This is a genomic window from Thermoactinomyces sp. DSM 45892 (assembly GCF_900107305.1).
Classification (GTDB): domain Bacteria; phylum Bacillota; class Bacilli; order Thermoactinomycetales; family Thermoactinomycetaceae; genus Baia.
Genome location: NZ_FNPL01000005.1, coordinates 47,401 through 69,959, shown reverse-complemented (window position 1 = coordinate 69,959; position 22,559 = coordinate 47,401). Strand labels below are relative to the sequence as shown.

At 41.0% G+C, this 22,559-nt stretch carries 21 protein-coding genes; 1 reads left to right on the top strand and 20 read right to left on the bottom strand.

All coding sequences use genetic code 11. The features are described 5' to 3' along the window. Positions 1-3: 3 nt before the first annotated feature. The 16 genes from pgsA to BLU58_RS05260 all read right to left on the bottom strand — a co-directional run bounded on the left by pgsA (position 4) and on the right by BLU58_RS05260 (position 17,445). The gene (gene pgsA / locus BLU58_RS05335; protein ID WP_093291196.1) at positions 4-597 is read right to left on the bottom strand and encodes a CDP-diacylglycerol--glycerol-3-phosphate 3-phosphatidyltransferase; all 594 of its coding nucleotides are present in this window, start codon (positions 595-597) and stop codon (positions 4-6) included. A 241-nt stretch (positions 598-838) separates the two neighbouring features. Then, on the bottom strand, positions 839-1,402 hold the full coding sequence (locus BLU58_RS05330) for a hypothetical protein (RefSeq protein WP_093291195.1): 564 nt from the start codon (positions 1,400-1,402) through the stop codon (positions 839-841). A gap of 113 nt (positions 1,403-1,515) precedes the next feature. After that, entirely contained in the window at positions 1,516-3,120 is a 1,605-nt protein-coding gene (locus BLU58_RS05325; protein ID WP_093291194.1) for a helix-turn-helix domain-containing protein, read from the bottom strand. Between the two features lie 190 nt (positions 3,121-3,310). Next, entirely contained in the window at positions 3,311-4,129 is an 819-nt protein-coding gene (locus BLU58_RS05320; RefSeq protein WP_176786503.1) for a helix-turn-helix domain-containing protein, read from the bottom strand. A 67-nt stretch (positions 4,130-4,196) separates the two neighbouring features. Beyond that, positions 4,197-4,967 (bottom strand): DUF3388 domain-containing protein, encoded by a 771-nt coding sequence (locus tag BLU58_RS05315; RefSeq protein ID WP_093291192.1) that lies wholly within the window; start codon positions 4,965-4,967, stop codon positions 4,197-4,199. A 183-nt stretch (positions 4,968-5,150) separates the two neighbouring features. Next, positions 5,151-5,405, bottom strand: a complete 255-nt coding sequence (locus BLU58_RS05310) for a DUF3243 domain-containing protein (RefSeq protein ID WP_093291191.1) — start codon at positions 5,403-5,405, stop codon at positions 5,151-5,153. Positions 5,406-5,452: 47 nt separating this feature from the next. Continuing rightward, positions 5,453-6,202, bottom strand: a complete 750-nt coding sequence (gene ymfI, locus BLU58_RS05305) for an elongation factor P 5-aminopentanone reductase (protein ID WP_176786502.1) — start codon at positions 6,200-6,202, stop codon at positions 5,453-5,455. Positions 6,203-6,268: 66 nt separating this feature from the next. After that, positions 6,269-7,582: an EF-P 5-aminopentanol modification-associated protein YfmH gene (gene yfmH / locus BLU58_RS05300; RefSeq protein ID WP_093291189.1), complete on the bottom strand. Its 1,314-nt coding sequence runs from the start codon at positions 7,580-7,582 to the stop codon at positions 6,269-6,271. Beyond that, positions 7,569-8,870, bottom strand: a complete 1,302-nt coding sequence (yfmF, locus tag BLU58_RS05295; protein ID WP_093291188.1) for an EF-P 5-aminopentanol modification-associated protein YfmF — start codon at positions 8,868-8,870, stop codon at positions 7,569-7,571. The genes yfmH and yfmF overlap by 14 nt, the downstream gene beginning before the upstream one ends. 170 nt (positions 8,871-9,040) lie before the next feature. After that, positions 9,041-10,045 (bottom strand): BMP family lipoprotein, encoded by a 1,005-nt coding sequence (locus BLU58_RS05290; RefSeq protein WP_255404612.1) that lies wholly within the window; start codon positions 10,043-10,045, stop codon positions 9,041-9,043. Positions 10,046-10,328: 283 nt separating this feature from the next. Further along, the gene (locus tag BLU58_RS05285; RefSeq protein WP_093291187.1) at positions 10,329-11,264 is read right to left on the bottom strand and encodes an ABC transporter permease; all 936 of its coding nucleotides are present in this window, start codon (positions 11,262-11,264) and stop codon (positions 10,329-10,331) included. Next, complete coding sequence (locus BLU58_RS05280; protein WP_093291186.1) at positions 11,257-12,324, bottom strand: ABC transporter permease; 1,068 nt, start codon at positions 12,322-12,324, stop codon at positions 11,257-11,259. The genes BLU58_RS05285 and BLU58_RS05280 overlap by 8 nt, the downstream gene beginning before the upstream one ends. Then, positions 12,321-13,844 (bottom strand): ABC transporter ATP-binding protein, encoded by a 1,524-nt coding sequence (locus BLU58_RS05275; RefSeq protein WP_093291185.1) that lies wholly within the window; start codon positions 13,842-13,844, stop codon positions 12,321-12,323. The genes BLU58_RS05280 and BLU58_RS05275 overlap by 4 nt, the downstream gene beginning before the upstream one ends. 109 nt (positions 13,845-13,953) lie before the next feature. Further along, a complete protein-coding gene (locus tag BLU58_RS05270) occupies positions 13,954-16,284 on the bottom strand; it encodes an FtsK/SpoIIIE family DNA translocase (RefSeq protein ID WP_093291184.1) in 2,331 nt (776 codons plus the stop codon). 148 nt (positions 16,285-16,432) lie between these two features. Further along, the gene (locus tag BLU58_RS05265; protein ID WP_093291183.1) at positions 16,433-16,696 is read right to left on the bottom strand and encodes a YlzJ-like family protein; all 264 of its coding nucleotides are present in this window, start codon (positions 16,694-16,696) and stop codon (positions 16,433-16,435) included. After that, the gene (locus tag BLU58_RS05260; protein ID WP_093291182.1) at positions 16,693-17,445 is read right to left on the bottom strand and encodes a ClpP family protease; all 753 of its coding nucleotides are present in this window, start codon (positions 17,443-17,445) and stop codon (positions 16,693-16,695) included. The genes BLU58_RS05265 and BLU58_RS05260 overlap by 4 nt, the downstream gene beginning before the upstream one ends. Before the next feature lie 158 nt (positions 17,446-17,603). Here BLU58_RS05260 and BLU58_RS05255 point away from each other — a divergent pair, with 158 nt between their 5' ends. After that, complete coding sequence (locus tag BLU58_RS05255; protein ID WP_176786501.1) at positions 17,604-18,161, top strand: PadR family transcriptional regulator; 558 nt, start codon at positions 17,604-17,606, stop codon at positions 18,159-18,161. Positions 18,162-18,224: 63 nt separating this feature from the next. On the opposite strand, the gene BLU58_RS05250 is transcribed toward BLU58_RS05255, so the two are convergent. The 4 genes from BLU58_RS05250 to BLU58_RS05235 all read right to left on the bottom strand — a co-directional run bounded on the left by BLU58_RS05250 (position 18,225) and on the right by BLU58_RS05235 (position 22,455). Beyond that, positions 18,225-18,836 carry a hypothetical protein gene (locus tag BLU58_RS05250; RefSeq protein ID WP_093291180.1) on the bottom strand — a complete coding sequence of 204 codons (612 nt, stop codon included), beginning with the start codon at positions 18,834-18,836 and terminating at the stop codon, positions 18,225-18,227. A 196-nt stretch (positions 18,837-19,032) separates the two neighbouring features. Then, a complete protein-coding gene (locus BLU58_RS05245) occupies positions 19,033-19,653 on the bottom strand; it encodes a hypothetical protein (protein ID WP_093291179.1) in 621 nt (206 codons plus the stop codon). Positions 19,654-19,809: 156 nt separating this feature from the next. Continuing rightward, a complete protein-coding gene (locus BLU58_RS05240; protein ID WP_176786500.1) occupies positions 19,810-20,646 on the bottom strand; it encodes a lipase family protein in 837 nt (278 codons plus the stop codon). A 138-nt stretch (positions 20,647-20,784) separates the two neighbouring features. Continuing rightward, complete coding sequence (locus BLU58_RS05235; protein WP_093291177.1) at positions 20,785-22,455, bottom strand: ribonuclease J; 1,671 nt, start codon at positions 22,453-22,455, stop codon at positions 20,785-20,787. Positions 22,456-22,559: the final 104 nt, after the last annotated feature.

Genomic DNA, 22,559 nt, shown 5'->3' with positions numbered 1-22,559 from the left:
TCTTTACTGTTTCGGGTTCGAAGTAGTAAGTGAAACAAATTTCCTATTTTTATAGAAATAATCGACCCCTGATACAACCGTAATGATCACTGCCAGCCATTTCGTTATAGAGGCAAACGGAATAGCATACTGAGCAAACGGAACATTATTTAGCATTAGTGCCACGATAGCTACGATCTGAATAATCGTTTTCGCTTTCCCTAATGCACTAGCAGCGATGACTTTCCCCTCCACTGCTCCAATCAAGCGCAATCCTGTAACAGCAAACTCTCGACTAATAATGACGATAGCCATCCATGCCTCTAAGCGATTCATCTCTACAAGTGAAATGAGTGCGGCTGTAATTAATAGTTTATCTGCTAGAGGATCAAGAAATTTCCCGAGATTGGTTACTATTTTATTCTTTCGAGCTATATATCCATCCAAACCGTCTGTAACAGCCGCTAGAACAAATACCAATGTCGCAATCAATTCACTCACTGTTATCGTGACTTGACCAAATTGTATCGATCCAAGATCAAAACGAACAAGTAAAAAGATCATGACCACGGGAACAAGAAAAATACGTGCCATTGTTATCTTGTTGGCTACGTTCACTGTGATCTACCTCCTGGACAATCCCTTGATTTGGTTCTTGGAGGAAATCCTCTCCATGATCCCTTGTGTGGGAGAAGAAACGAACAGGATTGCGACTGAATGATAAGCAGGTATATATTTCATGTGTGATCAATTCTTCCAAATATGTAGTAGATAGCAGATAATCCTTCCGTAAGTATAAACTATGCAAAAGTAAGGTGTCAAAAGCTTACCCATAAAAAGCTTTTCTTTTTACGAATCTTTATTCAACTAAGAAAAATCGATATGACTTAGCACTTTTCGAATTGGATGTATCAATTTGAATCCCATTTACTTTTAATTCAACTTGGTCAGGTTTTTCTACAAATACATACAATTCTTTTTTATCCTCTATTTTTTCTACATTATTTGACGAAAGTTCCCCTTCTCTTAACAGAGTACCTTTCGATGAATCGCGATACACCTTAAAAGAAGCACTGCTCTTGGTTGAAAGAGAAACCTCCACTTTCTCTACATTACCTAAGCGATATGGCTCAACAGGGTCTTTTCCTCCGGAATGAGGTTGCAATTCTATTCTCGGTCTACTCGGATTACTTTTACCCACTTCCGTTTCAGTATGGACAGGGGGAGACTTGGCTTCTTGGTTAGATGAACTTCCCTTAAAGGCATAAAAGCCAACAGGTATAGCCAAAGCCACCAGCACTACACTAAACCATGCGAACCAAGCGGCTGGTTTCATTTTTATCTTTTTAGCATATTTTTCCCTTCTGCTTACGAACTGACTAGGTTTTGTTTGCGATTGTGATTGCTGCTCCATATCTACCATAGCTGCAAATATCCTCCCATCCGCTCTCCATTCTGATGTCAGTATATCCTAGGAAAAACAAAAGAAAAAGCCTGTTAAAAGGCTCTTTCAGGAACATTTCTTTAACAATTTTATTATTCTTTCACTAAGAAGGTAAGTTCTTTAACTGGATTCACTTTATTAATGGATATATTTCCATTTGCCATAATCTCTACGTCTTCTGGTTTGGCGATGGAAATGGTTAACTTATTCGCATCTCCAGAAAACGTATATAAAATGTCTGGGGCTGTAGGGTATTTAGTACTCAAAACGAACGCAGGTTTAATTTCTTTACCCGCTGCATCCTTTAATACAATCTGCCCACTGGTAGAGGTACCTTGCTTTAATTTGAAAGAGAGCTTCACTTGGTTCCCTTTCGAGACATGATAAATTCCAGCTCCTGATTTCTCAATCTCAACTGGACCTGATTCCGTTACAGGCTGCGTACTAGGAGTCGATTCCTTTGCTTCACTTTCTGGTTTCGCTGCTTGTTCAGGAGTGGTTGGTTTAGAAGTGTTCGTTTTCTTGGCATCATCTCCACCAGAAAAAACATATATCAACACCCCAATAATGAGTACCAAGAGTCCAATAGCTCCCGCAATCCAATACCCATTTACAGGGAACAAATCCACTTTCCACTTAGACTTACTACGACCCGTTTTCATGGCACTACGACTTAATGTTTTGAGAGATTCTACATCTTGTGAGTAACGCGAGTCTTGTTTTTCATCACGCGGGGAACTAAACTTCTCACGGCGAGTCATAATCGTATCGGAGAGTGGAACCAAACCTGTCTCCAATTTCCGACTTACGTCCAATTTGGAATCGTCAAATCGAGCAGTACGTTCAAACCTAGGGTCGCGCCTCGTTTCTACACGAGAAGGTGAATCCATTTTTTTCGATCCAGATCCAGGCATAGTAGATGATAAATTCATTGCACCCGGCTGATGATCTTGGCCTTTTATCATCTCAAATGGTACCGTTTCCTGTCCCGCAAGTCCTATCTGTGTGTTCGCAGAAGGAGCCTCAGTTAGAGTTTTTTGGATTGTTTCCTCAGAACGATCCTTGTGATCCTTCGCAATCGTCATAGATTGTTCGCGCACAGTACGACTAGGTCGACGATTTACTCCTGAATTCTCTATTGCCTTTAGCCGCTGTGTTTGTGCCGGATTAAAGGGCGGCATAGTCTGCGTTTTTCCAGGCTCAAATGGTGGAGTCATAGTAGGCATACTCTGGGACTGATCCACTGCACGTAGTTTCTGTGTTTGAGCCATCCGCTCCATTACCGGTGGCGTATTTACTTGCGTGTTAGCGCTCGGCTTCGCAATCGTAAGGGCTGTATGAACTTTAATACGATTTGAACTTGCAGGCTTCTGGATTGTCGTTTGACTCAAGGAAAAATGACCCGTTTGCTGTCCCACAGCAGGCATAACAGCAGTATTTTGCTGTACTCCATACCGCACAGCCTGCTCTTCTTTTCGATAGTGACGCAAAATATGATGAGGCTCTACCTTGACTTGATTGGCATAAGAACGCAGATAGGTCCTCACATAAAAAGGGCTCGGTAGTTTGTCAAAGTCACCATTTTCAATCGCTATAAGAAAAGGTTTTTGGATCTTTGTTTTTTCTTGTAATTGGTCGAGGGACAGTCCTATCGACTCCCGGGCCTGTCGAAGATAATGTCCAATCTCTTCAGACATCCCAGACACCTCCCAAAAGGTTTGCAAACAAATGCTACATGATCGTACAAGAAGCTATTTTGTTCTTCAACCTGACTGTTTGTTATTTCAAAAAATACGCATAAATTTGATACAAGCATATCAAAATACAGATGCTCTGTCAAAAAAAGCTCTCTTAACAAGAGTTAGAACGGCTTTACGTCTTATGTATCTAAGAGCTAGTTATCCGCAAATATAGAACATAGAGAGCTGCAATCGCAAGAATAGCTGCCCAAAACATTAAAAATTTCGTGTAAAACGTGAATTTCTTTTTCGATTTCCCCTTGCGCTCTCTCAAACGAGAACCTAAGCTCGGTACAAGCTCATTCCCTTCCACGGATCGTTTTTGGCGATCGTTACGTGATAAGCTTTTCAAATTTTGTAAAGCCTGAAGTTCCTTAGAGCGTGGACTTTGTTTCGTCGAAGAAGGTTGCACAGAACGCTCTGATGGTGCAACTACCGGTAATTTACTCGACTGACTTAACCGATCAGATCTCCCTTGTTCTCGGCGTCTCGCAAGGCGATTAGGTGGAACGGTAGCAGTAGTTTGCTCTTGCTCAGCTTCTTTCAAATGATTTTCAATGCGTTTTACGTCCCAGCGAACCGTATTCCCAAATGAACGAGTCGTAGCAAGCTCTTTTTCTGGTTGCCAGCGATTTTCATCGGCCACCGCCACACTTTGCTCCGGTATGCCTGGTAAACGTTGATTACGTGATCTTTCAGGAACTGCTGAGACAGCTTGTCTGGGGTTTTCTTTAGCAGCAGATTGTGTATGCCTCACTTGATGTAATATTTTATGTGGATCCAAACCTACAGATAGTGCATACGTACGAATATAGGATCTTACATATATGGAACCTGGCAACAGGTGGAATTGACCATTTTCAATTGCTGATAAATATTGCTTTTGAATTTTTGTATGGGCCTCTAATTCTTCTAAACTAATGCCAAGAGATTCACGAGTGTTTCTAAGTTGTTGTCCTACTCCCACTATGGTCACCTCCCTGAGCTAATTATTGGTTTCTCTTTAGGAAGCTTCTCTACCTTCTTAAACCTCACTAAAACATGGAATGACGTTCGTCGATCAGATCGTAAACAATCTTCTCATCAGAATGATTTCTGAGCTCAATCATATAGTTGAAATCTTCTAGTCGATACTCCGAGTTTCTGACAAAGATATCAGGGTGTTCAATCACCTTGGTTGTCTCCAGCCCCATCACTTCTCGAAGTAAACAAATATGCTCTTCCGAAAAACGGCGTGTAGAGACGATCCCATCTATTATGTAAACATGGTCAGTCGTAAGTTCATTCGCGGCTAATTGTGTGCGAATCGTTTGTCGTAAGAGTGTTGATGATAGGAAAGACCACCTTTTATTCGCACATACACTAGATGCCACGATTGATTCTGTCTTTCCAACACGCGGCATTCCTCGAATTCCAATAAGTTGATGCCCTTTTTTCTTCATTTGTTCGGCTAGAAAATCTACTAAAATACCGATCTCATCTCTAATAAATCGGTATGTCTTAATATCATCGCTGGAGAGTTCAACATATTTTCCATGCCTCACAGCAAGACGATCGGTTACATTTGGCTTTCGCAAAGCCGTTACATGGATATGATCCATCCGATGTAGGATTTGGCTTAAAGCCTCTATTTTTTCAGGTTTACTTGTGCGCAGGATCAGACCACGACGATTATTGGTTACCCCGTTAATCGTCACAATATTAATCTTTAGCATTCCGAGTAGTGACGCCAAATCCCCTAACAAACCAGGACGGTTTTTATTTTTGTGAATTTGATACTCAAGATACCATTCGTGATCTTCCATTTCACACCTCATTCTCTCATCTAAAATAAAACGGTAAGCGAATGTTTTTTTCAGTATAGCACATCCATGTTTCGGAACGAAGAAAGATTCGTGACTAATTCCTTACATAAAAGTCATTGTCCGTTAAAAAATAAAATAAAACAAGTCTCGATCAAAGACTTGTTTTATTAATTAAACATACAATTATTGTTTGCCATCGCTTACCATCTTCACCATAAGCTCTGCCATCATTTTTTGTTCTTCTGGTCCCGCTACCTTCCATAAATCACGTAGCAACAATTCTTGTTCATTTTGAGGCTGAACATCCTTGGCTAGATAATCTCCTAACTCGTAGGCGATATCTTGAATCGAATTATCATCCATTCCTAAGCTTCTCGCTTGGCCTACACGTTCGGATAGAAAGCCTTTCCACTCTTGAAAATCATCAAGAACTGACATGATTAGATCACCCCCTACTCGAGTAATATGATCTAACAGCAAACAAATTATGTATACCAACCACCATTTACATGAATAACCTGACCCGTTATATACCCACTCTCAGGATCACATAAATGACCAATCAGTCTCGCTACCTCTTCAGGCTTTCCTAGACGGCCCATTGGGATTGCCTCCGCTAACTCCGCTTGTTCCTCATCTGATAATTGCGCAGATAATAATGGAGTCTCAATGGCTCCAGGAGCCACTGCATTTACCGTAATATGAGACCTAGCTAGCTCTTTGGACAGTGACTTCGCTAATCCTTGGATGGCTCCTTTGGCGGCTGAATAGATAGCTTCACCAGCCCCACCCGTCTCCCCCCAAATCGAAGATAGTAAAATGATACGGCCTTGTTTTTGTTGAATCATACTAGGTATCGCAGATTGAATCATCTGCACTGCTCCTCGAACATGCGTATCCATTAACTCATCATACTGCTGCATGGTCACATCCTGAAGTAGCCCAATCTGAGTGCCACCTGCAGCGTGGATCATGGTGGTTGGTACTCCTAATGTCCAGCAAATTTGCTGATAACAATTTCGCACCGATTCTGCTTGTTTTACGTCCAATCGAAACGCCTCAGCTTGACCCCCTGATTCTCGGCATCTTCTTACAATCTCTTCTGCCCGACTAAGGGAATGCTGAAAACAAACCGCGACTTTAGCACCTAACTCAGCTAAATGAATCGCAATGGCACTCCCAATACCCCCACTAGCTCCTGATATCCATACAATCTGTCCTTCTAATGACTTCACACTGTCACCCCCACTCCTACTCGTATAAAAAGTCGTGCCTGCAAGGTAGCGGCACGACCACATTATTTAAGTAGTAGATTTCGTCGATTGTTCCAATGGACGTACGGTAGAGACCGCAAATCTCGCAAAGTCAATATGCTCTCTCATTCGATTGTTGACATCCTCTAATGTAATCGATTCTAACATTGGGATCATCTGGAACAGATCTGACTCATGAAAACGATAACTCGTAAATTGGTTCGCAATCCACTCCACTGAATTTAGTGAACGCAAAACACTTCCGATCTTCTTTTTCTTTACTAACTCAAACTCCTCAGCAGTAATTCCCTTTGTTACTTTCTGAGGAAATAGTTGTTCGATACGGGCCACAAGTTCATCTGGCTTTCTTGTATCCCCGCCCATCATCGTAAAGCCGTAACCCTGTTCGATCGAGTAGTCGTGTCCAAATGAGTCATCAATCAACCCTTCATCATACAGGCTTTGATACAACGCTGAAGATGATCCGACTAACGACTCCATAAACAACTGTGTAGTTAGCTCCATTTTCAACATATCTTCCCCAGAGACTCCTATAACAGTAGGCGCCTCCTTAAATCCGAAGTAACACTTAGGAGCGTTTACACTTAGACGCATTTCCTTTCGCTTCTCTGCAACAGCACCAGGTTCTTTATCAAAAAAGCGCTTAATCTCACCCTGCGGCTCAAATTTTTTCTGCGCTTGATTTTCTTTTACCAACTGGAAAATACGCCCCGCGTCCACCGCCCCGATGACAAATAACAACATGTTACTTGGGTGATAGAAGGTATTATAACAAGTGTAAAGAGTCTCCTTGGTAATTTTGGCGATGGACTCCACAGTACCTGCGATATCGATTTTGACTGGGTGATTTTGATACAATGCCTCAATCAAACCGAAGTAAACTCTCCAATCCGCATTGTCATCATACATGCGAATCTCTTGGCCAATAATCCCCTTCTCCTTCTCCACATTTTCATCTGTAAAGTAAGGGCTTTGTACATAATTTAACAGTGTAGTGAGATTGTTTTCCACTTGATCCGTACAAGAGAATAGGTACGATGTACGTGTAAAACTAGTAAAGGCATTTGCCGATGCACCTTGCCTAGAAAACGACTGGAATACATCTTCCCCTGACTCCTGTTCAAACATCTTATGTTCTAAGAAATGTGCAATCCCATCCGGTACATGTACCTTTTCTTTTCCAGGAACCTGAAACGTATTGTCAATAGAACCGTACTTGGTAGTAAAGGTAGCATACGTTTTAGCAAATCCCTGCTTAGGCAGCACGTATACATCTAATCCATTTGGCAGTTTCTCATGATAAAGCGTCTCTTTTAGCTGCTTGTATTCAATTTTTTTCATCAGCTTCTCCTCCTTGATCTCGTAAGAAGTAGATTGTGTCGAGCTGAATCTTTTGTGCTACTTTTTGCACATCCTCTTTCGATACGTGTGAAATTTCTTTTAGAATCTGTTCTAATGGACGGTTCGTTCCACTTAGTACAGAGTGATAGTGTGATTGAATCATCTCATAGGCACGATCTTGTTGCTCACGGAACTGATTCGAAAGGGTCGCTTTTGTTTGCTCTAATTCTTGGTCGCTAATTTGCCCCTGGCGCATTACTTCCATCTGTTCTTTAATAATGGTTACAGCCTTTTCGAAGTTTTGAATCTCAATTCCTGATTGGATATGCATAATCCCTTTATGACTTTCCAGTCGCGAGGAAGCATAGTAAGCCAGACTTGCTTTTTCACGCACATTCATAAACAACTTCGAGTGCGGAAAACCACCGAGAATCCCGTTATACATAAGCAAAGCAGAGTAGTCGGAATCCTGCACTGTTATATGGGTTCGGCATCCCATATTTAGTTTTCCTTGATTTACAGGTAAACGCTCCACCACCGTTTTCACTTGTTGTACGGATTGTGCTGTGTAAGAGAGATCCAATTGGTTTCGTTCGGAAGTAAACATCTCAGAAGGAAGATACCTCTCGAACAAGGAGACCACTTTTTGAATATCCACATCCCCGACACAATAGAAATCAAGTGGGCAATGGTACAACAGTTCTTGATAATATGTATAAAGATTATCGGCTTGTATTGCCGGAAGATCCTCCACTCGCCCATTTATAAAAATGGCATATGGCTCGTTTTTACACATCGCTTCAATGCTACGTTGCGCTGCATACTGGATTTTATCATCCACCAAGCCTTCAATTTGTTGCTTTCGGTTTCGTTTCTCCGCCTCTATATAGCTTTTCATAAATACATCCTGCTCTAAGGCTGGCTTCGTAATCACTTCACATAAGAGGCTCACTGCTTCTTCGAGTAGCGGTGAAGCGTCATGAAGATATTGTTCATTTGCGATATCTACTCCAAAGTGGAGTATTTGCCGTTCTCCACGTTTAAAAACATCTCCAAAGAGACCTGCACCGTACAGATCGTTTTGCTTCTTTTTTAAGTCTAACATCGTAGGGTATTGTTCCGTTCCTCGAAGCAATACATTTGAAAGGAGAGCTGTTTGAGTTACATATTTTGTCGATAGCTCCTGTTGAAACATCGCCACCAACATCGTGGTTTTAAACTTTGTACTCGGACAGACATGTAGACGTACATTGCCTATTTGCCTGGTCTCAAATTGTCCGGATGACATGCTCCGTTCACCTCGTTTATTAGAAAATATTACCTAGTCTCCATTATAGACTAAAAAAAAAGAACATGGAATTGTAAGAGCTTACAACAAGGAATTTTCTCCTATGCTTAGTAAGTTTCCTACTTCCATGTTCTTTAGTCATATATCCACAATATGACAAGGTTTAAAAATTATTTGGAAGGAACGGTGATTTCACCTTTAATGATTTTTTGTTTGTACTCTTCCACTTGCTTCATTACCTCAGGAGAGACTTTTGAGCTTTTAGAAAGGCCGACACCTTCATCTTTCAGACCAAAATTCACTTCTGTACCTGTTTTAAGCGTTCCTTCTTTCGCTTGCTTTGTAATTTCAAATACCGCTACATCAACACGTTTAATCATAGAGGTGAGTGTATGCTCTGGTGCCAAACGGCTTTGATCCATGTCTACACCAATCGCCCAATATTTTCCTGCCTGACGAGTTTTTACTTCATCGAAAAGACCTTTTCCGACGCCACCGGCTGCATGGTACACAATGTCTGCTCCACCGTCATATAGAGACTTCGCCAAAGAACGGCCTTTCGTTGCATCTGTAAATGATTCTGCATAAACAGCTTTTACTGTCGCTTTCGGATTCGCTTCTTTCACACCTGCTGTAAATCCTGCTTCGAACTTTTTAACGAGCGGAGATGTAATCCCACCAATGAAACCAACTTGGTTTGTCTTGGTAGTCTTACCTGCTGCGATTCCTGCTAAGTAAGAGCCTTCTTCATCTTTAAACGTTACTGCTACAACATTTGATGGAACCTTGCCACCTAAGTTGTCATCCACAATGGCAAACTTACTATCTTTAAATTTATCAGCTACTTCTGGAAGTGCTTTATTAAATTTAAAGCCTACACCCCAAATGAGATTTCGTTTGTCTTTGGCAAAACGAGTTAAATTCGGAACATAGTCATCATCTTTTTTGGATTCTTGTGCTTTCACATCCACTTTTAAATCGTTCTTCGCTTTTTGAAGACCCATGTTAGCAGATTGGTTAAAGGATTCGTCGTTTAAGCCACCTGTATCCGTTACAAGACCGACAGAAAAGTCTCCTTTTGCTGTCCCCTTATCATTATTACCACCGCAACCAACAGCTAGTGTTGCTACTAGAGAAACCGCTACGAGTGAACCGAGCCAGCGCTTCATTTGCATACAAATACCCCTTTACTAAAAGTGTTTGATTTTGTACTGCAGGGAGAATGATGTTAGTAGTATGAACCAGAGACAAGCGGATATTTGCTGTTTCACTAGGAAATTAAATCCATTTTTTCTCTGTGTTACAAACTAACCTAATGATTCCAATTAACTCCAAAGCTTATTCACAAAAAAACGCTTACAACTTCATCTCTTATTTTATACATAAATGACTTTATATCAACAAAAACTTTTTTCTTTCAAAAACTTTTCTCTTTGCTTAAAAATTTTTCCACAAATCCTAACGGCTTCCTTTTTCATATAGTTTCCCAATCGCCGCTGGAGCATTCGCACGCCCCACAAATCCTGCAAGCGCCAAGATAGTTAGTACATATGGAAGCATAGTTAGAATTTCGGAAGGTACATATTCTGTCAGTCCCCAAACCTGACCCGTTAAAGATAGGGCTACGGAAAAACCGAAGAAACCCGCTGCTCCTAAAACTCCAAATGGTTTCCATTTACCAAAGATTAATGCTGCGATCGCAATAAATCCCTGACCCGCAACGGTAGTCGCACTAAACTCACTCCCGATTGATATAGAAAGTGAAGCGCCACCAATAGCCGCTAAAGCTCCACTGATTAGGACAGCAATATAACGCATTTTGACAACCGATACACCCGCCGTCTCGGCAGCATGTGGATGCTCTCCTACTGCACGTAAGCGCATACCGAATGGAGTACGGTACAACACGAAGTAACTAACAAAAACCATGATTAAGGCGATATAGGTAATCGGTGATGTATTAAAAATGGTCTTTCCTAAAACAGGAATATCCTTTAATACAGGGATCGCCCAATCTGTAAATTTACTATTTACAACAGGCGTTTGTCCTGCACCATCATAGAGGGCTTTTACTAAGTATACAGATAGTCCTGCTGCCAAGAAGTTAATCGCGACTCCACTTACGGTTTGATCAGCTTTAAAGGTAACCGTAGCAATTGCATGAATCAGCGCAAGAAGAACACCTGCTACCATGCCTGCTAAGAGTCCGATCCATGGACTTCCCGTATGGATCGCAACAACTGCTGAGGTAAACGCACCGATTGTCATCAGGCCCTCTAAACCAATATTGATGACACCCGAACGCTCCGAGAACAAACCACCTAATGCCGCTAAAATGAGGGGAGTTGAGTAAAGAATAGTGGTCTCTAAAAGGTTGGTTATGGTACTAAGCACTAGCTTTCTCCCCTTTCTTTTTACGGTTCTTTCTACTTCCCAATTGTTTTACGAAATTAGCTGCTACAAAGAGAATAATAGCTGCAAATACAATTCGAATCACTTCAAAAGGTACTCCTGCTACATACTGCATGTTGCTTCCACCATTAAATAATCCTCCGAACAACATGGACGACATCACCACACCAAGTGGGGTATTAGCTCCTAAAAGTGCCACAGCAATCCCATCAAAACCCGTTCCTGGAAGAGATGCATTAATGGATAAATACTCACTTGTTCCGAGTAGCTCAACCGCTCCAGCAAGACCCGCAATTCCACCTGAAATCATCATGGAAAAAATAATATTTCTCTTTACACTCATCCCCGCGTACTCAGAAGCATCCGGATTCAGGCCAACCGCACGCAACTCATAACCTAATTTGGTTTTGAATAGCAATACATAGACAAAGATAGCTGTCAAAATAGCTAGAATAAGGCCTAAATGGACACGTGCTCCATCGAACAGATCCGTTAAAAAATCAACACGAATGGATGCACTTGGATGAATCTTTTCGGTGGAATCACTATTATTTGAAAGAACTTTTCCAACCATGTAGTTACTTAGGAATAAAGCAATCCAGTTCATCATGATACAGACAATCACTTCATGTACACCACGAATCGCTTTCAACAATCCTGGAATGAGCGCCCATATTGCACCAGCTAATGCACCCACTACTAATGCCACAATCGCATGCACTACCGGAGGCAACTCTAACTTTAATCCAACAAAAGCGGCTGCCATACTACCAATGATTAATTGGCCCTCTACCCCGATATTGAACATCCCTGTACGGAACGCTAAAGCGACAGCCAAACCAGCAAAGATGAGTGGAGTAATCGTGCGCAATGTTTCACCCATATCGGATGCAGAGCCAAATACACTGTTAAATAAGGCACCGTAAGCTGAAATCGGATTATATCCAGATAACAGCATCGCGATTGCCCCGACTAACATCCCCAAAACAATGGAAATGATAGATGAAAAGAGGGTTGAATTTCGGTTTAATTTCCCAATCATTGTGAAGTACCTCCTTTCGCTTTGCTTCCCGCCATTAAGAGTCCAAGCTCTTCTTCTGTTGCTGTTTTTGGATCAACCCAGCCCTGAATTTTCCCTTCATAAATCACGGCCACTCGATCACTTACTTTCAGAACCTCTTCTAACTCAAGAGAAATGAGCAACACTGCATTGCCTGTATCGCGGTGCTCAATAAGACGTTTATGGATAAATTCGATCGCACCCACATCTAGTCCACGAGTAGGTTGAGCCGCAATCAGGAGAGAAGGATTTCGATCCACTTCACGTGCGATGATCGCCTTCTGTTGGTTACCACCTGAAAGCGCGCGTGCTGGTGTATCTTTATCAGGTGTTCGTACATCAAACTCTTGAATCAATTTGTTTGCATAGTCACCCACTGCCTTGTAATCAATCCCAAAACCATTTGAAAACGGTTTCTTATAATAGGACTGTAAAATTATATTCTCACTAACAGAAAAGTCTAGCACCAAGCCGCGTTTATGCCGATCTTCCGGAATATGTCCGAGTCCTATTTCAGTAATTTTCCGAGGAGCCAATCCAGTAACATCTTTATTATTTAAAATGACTCTTCCTGATTTCGGTTTCATAAGCCCGCAAATCGCTTCAATAAGCTCAGATTGACCATTGCCGTCAACCCCAGCAATTCCTACGATCTCACCCGCTTTCACTTCCAGATCTAAACCACGAACAGATGGATTATTACGGTTATCATTCACTTCCAAACTCTGAACCTTTAAAACGGGCTCCTGTGGATTAGCTGGTTGCTTATCTAGTTCAAACGAAACCTTACGACCCACCATAAGCGATGCTAACTCATTTTCATTGGTTTCATTGATATTAACCGTGTCAATCATCTTCCCACGGCGTATGACGGTACAACGATCACAAGTGCTCATGATCTCTTTTAACTTATGGGTAATGAAGATGATCGTCTTACCTTCTTTTACCAGTTTCCTCATAATTTCAGTTAGCTCATGAATCTCCTGAGGCGTTAATACAGCTGTAGGCTCATCAAAAATAAGAATATCTGCTCCACGATACAAAGTCTTTAAAATTTCAACACGTTGTTGCATTCCTACCCCAATATCTGCAACAACCGCTCGCGGGTCGACTTGAAGTCCATATTGATCTGACAAGGCTTGTACTTCACGTTCAGCCTTTTTATAATCAATCATTCCACCCGAAGCTCTTTCGTCACCAAGAATAATATTTTCGGTTACGGTAAACGGTTGCACTAACATAAAATGTTGATGGACCATCCCAATTCCTAGCTCGTTTGCCATCGTCGGACCCGTAATCGCAACTTCTTTTTCTTTAATGAAAATCTTACCTAGTTCTGGTTGGTATAGACCAAACAGGATATTCATTAATGTTGATTTACCAGCACCATTTTCACCAAGTAGGGCATGAATTTCACCCTTTTTTACAACTAGATTTATATTATCATTCGCAGTAAACGAACCAAAGTATTTGGTAATGCCCCGCATTTCTACAACGTTCATCCGTGTCCCTCCCCTGCATTAGGATAAAAAAAGCCAGCGGCATTTGCGCTAGCTCGCTTTTTTTAGTTTGCGTAATCGCTACCAAAAAATCAAGAGATTTTTTTTTATCTTACGTGTTGGAAATTTCTTGAATAAGATCTTCTGTCACTAATACCTCTCTCGGTTTACTCCCTTCATAAGGGCCCACAATTCCGCGAGACTCCATCAGATCAATTAATCGTGCCGCCCGAGTATACCCAACCCGAAGCCGCCTTTGAAGCAATGATACCGAAGCAGTTCTCGCTTCCAAAACTAACTGAACCGCTTGAGGATACATATCATCATCAACCAAATCGGCTCCTACATTCTCTGGAACATCTGGGATCATCTCTTCATTATAATGCGCTTCTTGTTGATTTTTAACAAAATTAACCACAGACTCCACTTCTTCATCTGTTACAAAGGTACCTTGTACACGGATCGGTTTAGGTGCACCGATCGGCATGTACAACATATCGCCGCGACCTAGTAACTTTTCTGCTCCCCCCATATCTAAAATGGTACGGGAATCAGCTTGTGAAGATACTGTGAATGCGATTCGGGAAGGAATATTTGCTTTAATGACCCCTGTGATCACATCTACGGAAGGACGCTGTGTAGCTAAAATCATATGAATACCAGCCGCACGTGCCATCTGGGCAAGTCGGCAAATAGCATCCTCTACATCTCCAGGTGCAACCATCATTAAATCCGCAAGCTCATCTACAATCACAACTATGTACGGTAAAATGGGCATGACAGTCTCGTCACTTCGATCCCGTGCCAATTGGTTATAACGTTCTAGATCACGCGCCCCGTTTTTAGCAAATAGTTCGTATCGCTTCTCCATCTCAGAAACTACTTTCTTTAATGCAATAGCCGCCTTTCTGGCATCTGTTACAACGGGTACAAGCAGATGAGGAATGCCATTGTATATGTTCAGTTCTACCATCTTAGGGTCAATCATCATTAGCTTTACCTCATCGGGTCTTGCTTTGTACAGGAGGCTGATAATAATTCCGTTTACACAGACACTTTTCCCTGCCCCTGTCGCACCTGCCACTAACAAATGGGGCATCTGAGCTAGATTGGCAATTACGGCTTCTCCTGATATATCTTTTCCAAGTCCAATTGATAGCTTACTTGGATTTTTTTGGAACCCTGTAGAATCAATTACATCTCGCAAGCCAACCATCGCTGTTTCTGAGTTCGGCACTTCGATCCCAATCGCTGCTTTACCTGGAATCGGCGCTTCGATTCGAATCGATTTTGCTGCCAATGCGAGAGCAATATCGTTGGATAAGCGTACGATTTGACTTACTTTCACTCCTACTTTGGGTTGAATCTCATATCTTGTTACCGCAGGTCCTTGTTGAACATGGTTTACCTTTGCCTTTACTCCGAAATTTTCTAGCGTCTCTTCTAATTTAGAGGCTTTTGATTTTAAGTCCTCAACATCCAAACTATCTCTGTTCTTTAACGCTCTCAAAATGGTGGATGGTGGGATTTTGTAATGATCCAAACGCTCTGTAGTATGAAATTTCACTACTACATCTTCCCCATCGTTTTGATTTCCTTGTGGTTCATGTTTCATCTCAGAAGTTGATTTTAATGAAAGAGTCAACTGCTTCGGCTTTTTTACAGGCTCCATATCAGGTATTGGATCTGGTTCATAGTAGTAGGCGATAGTAGGCTCAGAAGAGGATGATGACTCCAATTCTTCCTCAAACTCTGGATTCCCGGCACTTTCTACTTCCCGATTATGCGATGGCTTTTTTTGCCCCTTCGCTTTTGCATTTTTTTCTAACATGGAATTGACATTTTTTTTAACACTCGCTCTTTGACGTTGAAAAAGAACATATAATTTCTGTAAAAATTGGATATATGAAATCCCAAATACTAAGAGGATCCCCGCTAACAAAAACGCGGACAAAGCAATGACGGTACCGACATCATCAAATAGAAAATGGAACATACCATAAATAAGTCCACCGATCATCCCGCCGCCTATATCTGTCGGGAGTCTAGATGAGTATTCATTTATCAGAAGATTCCACGTGGTATCCATAACAGGGCCCACTTTCCCCGCGGCTTGTAAGTACTGAAATGTATTGAAATGAACAAAACCGAGTGTACACAAGAGAATCATCAAAACCCCTGTCATCTTAGGCGTCCAATTTTGCGGCCATCTTCGTTTTATCATGATATATAGGGCAAGCCCAATGGTGACAATTGGAATAAGAAAGTCCCACGTTCCCACTAAAAAACGAGATAAGTATGTTAGGTTCCGTCCGATTGCTCCTAAATTAGCTAAACTAATTACAGCAAGTGCTATCATGGCAATTCCATAGATTTCAAATAGCAGGTCATGTTTTACACGACTTGTTCGCTTCACTTCTTTTCGTTTCTTCTTTTTGGACATTGTATCCCCTTCTCCCGAAACAAAGCAGTCTTCTGAACATTATACATTTATTTGCCATATTTTTGTAGATGTAAGTAGTGTAAAATCTTTCGTCCCGGGACAATGTATCTGCCCACAGCTGGCTATTGAGCTGTAGGCAGATACATTTTTAGTCAATAATGCTTTGGGATGGCGATGAATACGTAGACTCCAGCATAGGATGAAGGGTAAGTTCCGTGCCTGGTTGGTATTTGGGATTTAGATAGTCTTGTGGGTTGGGACTTAGTAGGCGATTGATTTGAGCCTTTCCAGAGGGAAGAATCTCAATCACCATTTGAATCCCATTGATGGTGCATTCTTGAAAGTGAGGCTGATAGATTTGACCAGCCTCACTTTCATCCCAATTAGATGGTAATACTGTCCAGTGAATCATTGGAGATACTCTCCTTTTTTCTCTTGAATCAAACGATCTAGTTCTTGCAATGCGCTCGAGATGCCACCTAATCGGTCGATAAGACCCATATCAACGGCATCTTTTGCGACTACATTTGTCCCGATATCTCGTGCCAATTCTCCCGTTCGAAACATTAATTCTCGTAACTTTTCTTCTGTAACTTTGGAATGGCTCGAAATAAAATGAATGACTCGATCTTGCATCCTTTCCAGATATTCAAATGATTGAGGCACACCAATCACTAATCCCGTTAACCGAACTGGATGAATCGTCATCGTGGCTGTCTCCGCGATAAAGGAGGTACATGCAGAAACTGCTATAGGTACCCCGATACTATGCCCTCCACCTAAGACAATCGATACAGTCGGCTTACTCATCGTTGCTATCATCTCCGCAATGGCTAGTCCCGCTTCCACGTCTCCCCCTACGGTATTTAATATCAGAACAACCCCTTCAATTTTGGGATTCTGTTCAGCCGCCACGATTTGAGGAATGACATGCTCGTATTTCGTTGTTTTATTTTGGGGTGACATCACCATATGCCCTTCGATTTGTCCAATAATCTGGAGGCAAAATATATTCGATTCTAACTGAGGAACATTGGTTTGACCTAAAGATTGTAGCGTTTGGAGCATGTTTTTCTTCTTTAGTTCATCTGCTATTGCCCGATCGGGTGCCGTTTCCGGTGATTCGGCATTTGGGTTTAACTCTTCATTCATCTGGTACATATTCACCCTCCTTGCTCGCTCTTGTATATGTTCAATAGATGCTATGTAGACTCTAAGCTAATTTGCTTCTAATTTATTATCTTATACCATCAGGATTGTAAAAAATTACTATTTTTTATATACTAAACTAATGAAAGATGTATAGGAGAGGATGTCAGTTGGAATCTTTTGTTTATACCGTTTTGGCGATCTTAGCAAGGGATAGTGGGTCTAGCTTTGAGATTGCCAAGAGAATGGATTTGTGCTGGCAAACAAAACATAATCAGATTTATCCGATTTTAGTAGAACTAGAGGAACGCGATTTGGTATCTTGTACCACAATCCCCCAATCTGGAAAGCCAGATAAAAAGGTGTTTTCGATTACGGAACAAGGAAAAGAAGTGCTTGCTAAATGGATACCCAATGCTTTTCAAGAGCCGATCATTCGAGATGGATTTCTCGCAAAAATCTATGCACAATGGTTATTAGCTCCTGATACAATGGTTCAGTTATTGGAAGAGCGGATGAAGTTTTTTCAACACAAAGTGGAAGGACATGAATGTGAAATTGCACAGTTAGAATCGGAAGCAGGCTCTTCCCTTAAAGACCCTAGCAGCCCTCACTTCGGACGCTATATCCTCCTTATGCGCAAATTACAAATGGAGCAAGATGAAGCAGACTGGTGCGCTTGGGCGCTTGCCTTCTATCAAAAAGAGCCAATTATCCAATATGAATAACAAATAATGCCCTACAGTCCTGTTCGAGACAGGTTGTGGGGCATTATTTGTTATTCATGAGCTTTACTTTGTAACCTGCTCACCAGTCACTTTTTTATTAAACTCATTCCAAGACTTATTGAACTCGTTTATACTTGCTTCTGATTGATTCACTAGATCATTATACTTTACTCGCGCATCATCAATAGAACTATCTTTGCCTAGCGATTTAACATTTTTACCCTTGGCCTCAACAAATTGTTCTTGTGCCACACCAAATTGAATGTCTAATTTCGAGGATTTCTCAAAGTCAGCAACAAATTGTTCTGCTAATTTTTTAGTTTCAGCATCAGTAAATTTAGCAGCCAACTCTTTTAATTTGGGAATGTCAGCTTCAATTTTTTTCATAGCCTCACTAAATGCTTTTGCTTCTTTTAATGCATTATCCAAAAATGGTTGTGCTTTTTTGGATACATCAGGAGTGATTTTACCCTCCGGCGCCAATTTTTCAATTTCGGCTAGTTGTAGATCGACTTTCCTAGAAAACTCTCCGTTATTATTTGCTTCTTTAACTATCTTATCCATATCGTTAGCGATTGCCGTTGCGTTCACTTGATCTTTAACAAAAGAACAGCCTGTCACAACAGTAAGCAGAGATAGAGATACTACAAGTGCTAAAATCGATTTTTTCAACATGATCATTCCTCTATATTATATGTAGATACAGCAACTCTCATCATAATACATGGATATAATCATGTAAATACGAAATTGGACCAATATATATGTTTTTATGGCTATAATAAATAAAGAAACTCTTCTGATATGGAAGGGGATTCTGAAAGCTGATGTAGGTTCTTTATCTCAAGGGCTACCAGCCCTCGCTTTGAACTTATTTTGGCTCTTCTTTGAGTTTCTCACCAGTCATTTTTATACTAAATTCTTCCCAAGACTTATTAAACTGGTCTACACCTGCCTCAGATTGATCCGAAAGATTATCATATTTATCCACTATATCATTTACATCTTTGTCATCTTTACCCAATGATTTTAACCATTTACCATTCGCTTCAATATATTGTACTTGGACTGCACTAAATTGAATATCTAATTTTGTAGACTTCTCAAAATCGGTGACAAATTGGTCTGCTAATTTCTTTATTTCCACATCATTAAATCTAGCAGCTAGTTCTTTTAATTTGGGAATGTCGCTTTCGATTTTTTTATTCGCTTCACTATACGCCTGTGCTTCCTTCAAAGCATTATCCAAATGTGGTTGAGCTTTTTTAGCTATATCAGAAGTAATATTACCATCTTCAATCATCTTCTCAAATTTAGATAATTCCTCGTTAGCTTTTTTATTGAATTCAATGTCTATCCATGTTTGATCAACAACCTTACTCATCTCATCAAAAATTGCCGTTACATTCACTTGGTCTTTTACAAAAGTACAACCTGTCCCAACAGTCAGAAAAAATAGGGTTACAGATAGTGCTAGAATCATTTTCTTCATCGTATCAATCCTCTTTATATATGTAATATGGCGTTCCAATCATAATACATACTCATAAGTATTGTAAACACTCATTTCAATATAAATGTTAACATTTCTCTATAAAGAATACCCCAATAGTAGTCAATGCTCTACTTAGAGGGGTAAAAAGCACCATTACTTTTGAATAACAGACAATCTACATAAATCATCCGAAAACACGGGACAAAATCCGGGATTCTGCTCACACATTTTCATCGCAAAATCAGGGACCTGCAAACGAACGGTATTAAAATAGTTTTTCAACGTATGATTTCTACCTAGCGGGATATCTAGTGGAGTTGATTCCTTATTACATTGAAACGAAATCGGAAATAGATGATGGACATGGGAATAAGAAATCGTTTCTTCAGTAAAAGGTGGGGAAATCTCTGAGATTGGATTCAGAGGAATATAGTCGTGGATATTGGCAATGCGAATACTTTGAGAGACTAGAGAATTATATGAATCGACAAACTTAGGGTCCCCTACTTTGGGAGAACCGCTGTGAGAAACACAAATTCGCGGATAAGGGCCATTCACTGTTAAATCCAGAGCAGCTAGTGTGGCTAAGGCAGCTCCTAAACTGTGACCAGTAAGGAAGATTGTTTTTCCATTAGCGACAGGAGCAAGATTGGAAAGGCTAGAAAAGATCTGTTTTCTTAAAAGCCCATAAAGAAAAGTGAATCCTCTATGCGTTTTCCCCGCTCCCATAATCCAAGGAAAACGAGTTTGATATATATCCATATCGATACTAATGTCAAACGGTTTAAGCGAAGTAGCTTTGAATGCAATGACGATACTGTTATGATTTTCCATAATAAAACCAAAGCCATCAGCACCTAGAGAAGGGGGTGTGGCAAGCTTCTCCACAAGCTGATACCCGTAACCACTGGGAATAACAAATTGTTCAGGACGATCCAGATACTGTGTCTGATAACTACAAGCGATTAAAAATAGAACACGTTCGAGCATAGAGAGATCCTCCTCTACTGGGCATTTATCATCATATTTTATGCCTACCAGCCTGAAAAAGTTAATTGAATGGTGGAGGCACAACAAAGAGCTGAGCCCCTGCATTTCAAAGGACTCAGCTCAAGTAAGTGTAGAGGATTATACCTCCATGATAATTGGCAGGATCATCGGACGACGACGAGTACGTTCAAATAAAAATTTGCTTAGAGAATCACGAATGTTCGTTTTCAACGATGCCCATTCGCTAACTTGATCTTTCATACAGCGTTCCATCGTATTACGAACCACATGATTTGCTTCATCAAGGAGCTTTTCAGACTCCCGAACATAAACAAAACCACGAGAAATAATATCAGGTCCAGCAAGGATGGTACCGTGTTCTTTACTTAGGGTGACCACTACTACAAGAATACCATCCTGGGATAAGAGCTTCCGATCTCGTAACACAATATTTCCAACATCACCGACGCCAAGTCCATCAATTAGAACTTTGCCAGTTGGGATTTTCGGACCGTAACGAGCTCTCCCGTTTACGATCTCCACTGTGTCTCCATTATCGCAAATAAATACATTTTCAGGTCGTACGCCTACCGCTTCGGCAAGTTGGGCGTGAGCACGTAGCATACGATACTCACCATGAATCGGAATAAAATATTTTGGTTTTAGTAGACTGAGCATAAGCTTCAGATCTTCTTGAGAACCGTGACCAGACACGTGTACGTGGGAAACTGCACTATATACTACATCAGCACCAATTCGGAACAACTGATCTATCGTTTTACCGATCGCGCGTTCGTTACCTGGGATTGGGGTAGCAGCAATCACTACTGTATCTCCAGGTAGGATTTCCACCTTACGATGAGATGAATTTGCCATACGCGTAAGTGCCGACATCGTTTCCCCTTGGCTTCCAGTAGAGATAACCGCTACTTTATGTCCAGGAAGTCGATTAATATCATCGGTATCAATAATAAGATCCTCAGGCATTTGCAGATATCCAAGCTCAGTAGCAATATTGATTACATTAATCATACTACGCCCTACAACAGCTAATTTTCTTCCATAAAGTACACATGCATCCACTACTTGTTGGATACGATGAATGTTGGAAGCAAAAGTAGCAACGATCACGCGTTGTTTCGCATGTCTGAACGTCTCTTTCAGGCTTTCACCAACGGATTGCTCAGAACCTGTAAAGCCAGGACGTTCTGCATTCGTACTATCTGACAAAAGGCAAAGTACACCCTTCTTCCCAAGTTCAGCCATCCGGTGCAAGTCTGCATACTGGTCATTCACTGGAGTCATGTCAAACTTAAAATCACCTGTATGAACAACTGCCCCTTCTGGTGTATCAACACAAACCCCTACCGAATCTGGAATGCTATGGTTTGTTTGGAAGAAAGTTGCCTTTAGTCGTCCAAGTGTCAGCTCCGAATTCACATGAATCACAGTACGCTTAATATCATGAACATGAGCTTCACGTAGCTTGTGCTCAATTAACCCCATTGTTAATTGAGTAGCGTACAGTGGTACCTTTAACTGTTTTAAGATATAAGGCAAGCCACCGATGTGATCTTCGTGTCCATGTGTAATAATAATTCCCCGTACTTTATCTTGGTTCTCAACAAGATAACTCACGTCTGGGATCACTACATCGATCCCCAGCATTTCTTGATCAGGGAACATAAGTCCAGCGTCAATGACGACGATATCATTCCCATATTGAATTGCGTACATATTTTTTCCGATTTCATCCATCCCACCGAGAGCAAAAATCAATAATTTATTGCCTCGTTGGTTCTTACTCAATTTGTAACCTCCTAATAAACTTTCGTATCACCCTAAACCGCACAAATCACACTTGCTCTTATTATATACGATTCAATTTTAATGTTGCAAGTGAGAACAAAAAA

Coding starts and splice junctions, on each gene's coding strand:
- BLU58_RS05330 (WP_093291195.1), bottom strand. CDS start 1,402: ATGGTAGATATGGAGCAGCAATCACAATCGCAAACAAAACCTAGTCAG.
- BLU58_RS05325 (WP_093291194.1), bottom strand. CDS start 3,120: ATGTCTGAAGAGATTGGACATTATCTTCGACAGGCCCGGGAGTCGATA.
- BLU58_RS05315 (WP_093291192.1), bottom strand. CDS start 4,967: ATGGAAGATCACGAATGGTATCTTGAGTATCAAATTCACAAAAATAAA.
- BLU58_RS05310 (WP_093291191.1), bottom strand. CDS start 5,405: ATGTCAGTTCTTGATGATTTTCAAGAGTGGAAAGGCTTTCTATCCGAA.
- yfmH (WP_093291189.1), bottom strand. CDS start 7,582: ATGAAAAAAATTGAATACAAGCAGCTAAAAGAGACGCTTTATCATGAG.
- yfmF (WP_093291188.1), bottom strand. CDS start 8,870: ATGTCATCCGGACAATTTGAGACCAGGCAAATAGGCAATGTACGTCTA.
- BLU58_RS05290 (WP_255404612.1), bottom strand. CDS start 10,045: ATGCAAATGAAGCGCTGGCTCGGTTCACTCGTAGCGGTTTCTCTAGTA.
- BLU58_RS05280 (WP_093291186.1), bottom strand. CDS start 12,324: ATGATTGGGAAATTAAACCGAAATTCAACCCTCTTTTCATCTATCATT.
- BLU58_RS05275 (WP_093291185.1), bottom strand. CDS start 13,844: ATGAACGTTGTAGAAATGCGGGGCATTACCAAATACTTTGGTTCGTTT.
- BLU58_RS05270 (WP_093291184.1), bottom strand. CDS start 16,284: ATGTCCAAAAAGAAGAAACGAAAAGAAGTGAAGCGAACAAGTCGTGTA.
- BLU58_RS05265 (WP_093291183.1), bottom strand. CDS start 16,696: ATGATTCACTGGACAGTATTACCATCTAATTGGGATGAAAGTGAGGCT.
- BLU58_RS05260 (WP_093291182.1), bottom strand. CDS start 17,445: ATGTACCAGATGAATGAAGAGTTAAACCCAAATGCCGAATCACCGGAA.
- BLU58_RS05250 (WP_093291180.1), bottom strand. CDS start 18,836: ATGTTGAAAAAATCGATTTTAGCACTTGTAGTATCTCTATCTCTGCTT.
- BLU58_RS05245 (WP_093291179.1), bottom strand. CDS start 19,653: ATGAAGAAAATGATTCTAGCACTATCTGTAACCCTATTTTTTCTGACT.
- BLU58_RS05240 (WP_176786500.1), bottom strand. CDS start 20,646: ATGCTCGAACGTGTTCTATTTTTAATCGCTTGTAGTTATCAGACACAG.